Raw genomic sequence first — 2,879 nt, 5'->3', positions numbered from 1 at the left:
AAATAATACTGTCTCTCTTTTTATTCGTATACTTTCCTTTTTCTAATTTTATATGAATTTTCAAAAGCATATGAATAACAATGAAAAGAATTATTTGTTGTACATACATTCCAATAATACTTGATAAATCTATCATTACGAATACATATTCCAATGCAATTGGAACTAGTAAATACGCCAAAGTAAACCAACCACCAAATTTAATATTTACAATAGCTGCAAATAGAACTACTATTCCAACAAGAATGAAGCTTTCTGTCGCAGTAAATTTAATAAATGTTGTACCATAAAAATTATTTAATAATGCAATACTGAAAATTGATAAAAACCATATCGCACCTGTTATATACATAATTAAAAATTCAGTTCTTTTACGCTTAAATGAGGCTGTTCTCATGCCCCATATTAATACACTAATTCCTACAAAAATCATAATCGGATATCCGATTAATTCAATTAAAGAATAAGACAAACGATGGTCGGCTTCACTAAAAAATACACTCTTCATCATCGTGAATGCTAATAAATTTATAATAAAGTAAAGCAATAATTTATAATTCCCTTTTTTATCAACTTCCATCTCTTTGGCAAGTTGATTTGCATACTCTTTTGGAGCATGACCGAATATATCATTTACACTCTTCCCTCTCTTTTCTCCTTCTATTAAATGAACTTCCGCATCTTCTATAAAGGAAATAATATCAGCTTCTCTAATGCCCTTCGTTCGTAAATACCCTTGAGTATCATCTAAAAACTTTTGTCCTTCATTCGATAGCACTTTTATCACTCCCTTATTTAACCGTTTCTCTTCTATTCGTCTTCATCATAATTTCAAGGAAAATTAAAATAAACAAACTTCCGTATAAACATATAATTTGAAATAGCATTGGCATAAGATCTTCAGATGTAAATGTTTTAAACATTAACATAATAGAAAGCGGAATGATTAAATATAAGTTTTTAAACCATCCTTCAAAATATATATTTATAGCTACTGTGATGATAAAAATCCCACCAGCTAATATATAACTTTGGACTTCGGTGAATGTGAGCATTTTTGTAGGATATATCACATCTAATATCGTAACAGCTCCTAATAAAAACAATGGAGCAATCATAACTAAAGACCACATAGAAAACCATGTTTTTGTAAAGCTTGTGACGAAGGTCATTTTGCGAAGTAGAAAATTAGGACCCATAACAACTAAAATCAATGAAAAACTGTAACCGATACACTGAATAAGTGAAATCTGTAACATTCCATTACTCACTATTAAGATAGAAGCAATAATCCAAAAAGATACGATATTCATTACTGTAAAACCAATTTGCTTCCACGTTTCCTGTCTATCTCTTTCCATCACTTTTACAAGTTCATTTGCATATTCTTTCGGTGAGCTTCCGAAAATATCTTCTACACTCTTCCCCTCACTCTCACCTTCTATTAAATGAAGTTCTGCGTCTTCTAAAAAGTTTTCAATATCACTTTCTTTCACACTCTTTGCCGTCAAAAATAATCTCATATCTAACAAAAACTTTTGTGCTTCACTTGATGACATTATTTTCTCCTTCCCTTCCCTTCAAGTAAACGTTCTACACTACTTTGCATCGCTTCCCAGCGATCCATAAATTCATCAAGTGCTTCCTCGCCTTTTTCTGTTAATGTGTAATATTTTCTCTTTGGACCAGATGGAGATTCCTTCATTACACTTGTTATTAATCCTTCTTTTTGCATTCGTATTAATAACGGATAAATACTTCCCTCACTCGCCATTGTAAAACCATACTTTGCTAGCTTCTCACTCATTTCATAACCGTATATTTCGCCTTCAGAAATAATAGCAAGTAAGCATCCTTCTAAGATCCCTTTCAGCATTTGACTTGTCGACATAATTCAAATCCTCCTACTATCTTGTTTTACAAGATAGATAAGCGTAAGTATCTTGCTTTACAAAATAGTATAGCAAAGACTATTTTGCAAAACAAGATAGCTAGCGATATTTTTTCCAAATGTTTGCAGGAATTTCATTATAACCTCTCTAAATAGAGCACTATGAAAACTTTATTATGAAGGGATGTTTTTCATCATGGTTACAAATCGAGTTGTCTTTTTAACAGGTGCTGCGAGTGGTATTGGATATGAAGTGGGAAGTACTTTTGCAAAAGAAGGTGCAAAAGTTGTGATTACTGATCGTCTTGAAGAACGTGCGAAAGAAGCTGCTGAACAATTACAAAATGAAGGTTTTCAAGCTATCGGTTTAAAATGTGACGTTACATCTGAAGAGGAAATTACAGCAGCAATTTCTCAAACAGTTGATCATTTCGGTTCATTAGATATATTAATTAACAACGCAGGAATGCAACACGTTTCACCCATTGAAGACTTTCCAACTGAAAAGTTCGAGCTGCTAATTCAAATTATGCAAATTGCTCCGTTTATCGCAATTAAGCATGCCTTTCCGATTATGAAACAACAAAAATATGGTCGTATTATTAATGTCGCTTCTATTAACGGCCTGGTCGGGTTTGCTGGAAAAGCTGCCTATAATAGTGCAAAACATGGCGTAATTGGATTAACAAAAGTTGCCGCTTTAGAAGGTGCTACGCATGGTATTACTGTTAATGCCCTTTGCCCTGGTTATGTCGATACCCCTCTTGTACGTAATCAACTACAAGACTTAGCTACTACACGAAATGTACCACTTGAAAATGTTTTAGAAGATGTCATTTATCCACTTGTACCACAGAAGCGTTTGCTACAAGTACAAGAAATCGCTGATTATGCTATGTTTTTAGCGAGTGAAAAAGCGAAAGGTATAACTGGTCAAGCTGTCGTTATCGATGGTGGCTATACTGCTCAATAAAAAATAAAGTTTGCT

Annotated in this window: 4 protein-coding genes; 1 reads left to right on the top strand and 3 read right to left on the bottom strand. The window is 33.0% G+C overall.

The window, feature by feature from the left end; translation table 11 throughout:
• The 3 genes from DN403_RS18330 to DN403_RS18320 form a co-directional block, all read right to left on the bottom strand.
• Positions 1-778 (bottom strand): DUF1129 domain-containing protein (locus tag DN403_RS18330; protein ID WP_149185660.1); only part of this gene is annotated, 778 nt, incomplete at its 3' end.
• 13 nt (positions 779-791) lie between these two features.
• Entirely contained in the window at positions 792-1,559 is a 768-nt protein-coding gene (locus DN403_RS18325) for a DUF1129 domain-containing protein (RefSeq protein ID WP_016077283.1), read from the bottom strand.
• On the bottom strand, positions 1,559-1,891 hold the full coding sequence (locus DN403_RS18320) for a PadR family transcriptional regulator (RefSeq protein ID WP_000107977.1): 333 nt from the start codon (positions 1,889-1,891) through the stop codon (positions 1,559-1,561). The genes DN403_RS18325 and DN403_RS18320 overlap by 1 nt, the downstream gene beginning before the upstream one ends.
• Positions 1,892-2,087: 196 nt before the next feature.
• On the opposite strand from DN403_RS18320, the gene DN403_RS18315 reads away from it, so the two are divergent.
• Positions 2,088-2,864, top strand: coding sequence for a 3-hydroxybutyrate dehydrogenase (locus DN403_RS18315; RefSeq protein ID WP_000258453.1), 777 nt, complete (start codon positions 2,088-2,090; stop codon positions 2,862-2,864).
• Positions 2,865-2,879: the final 15 nt, after the last annotated feature.

This window comes from Bacillus sp. AY2-1 (assembly GCF_008368965.1).
GTDB classification, from domain to species: Bacteria; Bacillota; Bacilli; order Bacillales; family Bacillaceae_G; genus Bacillus_A; species Bacillus_A thuringiensis_S.
Note: the sequence above shows the minus strand (reverse complement) of the source record. Positions and strands in the feature narration are given on the sequence as shown.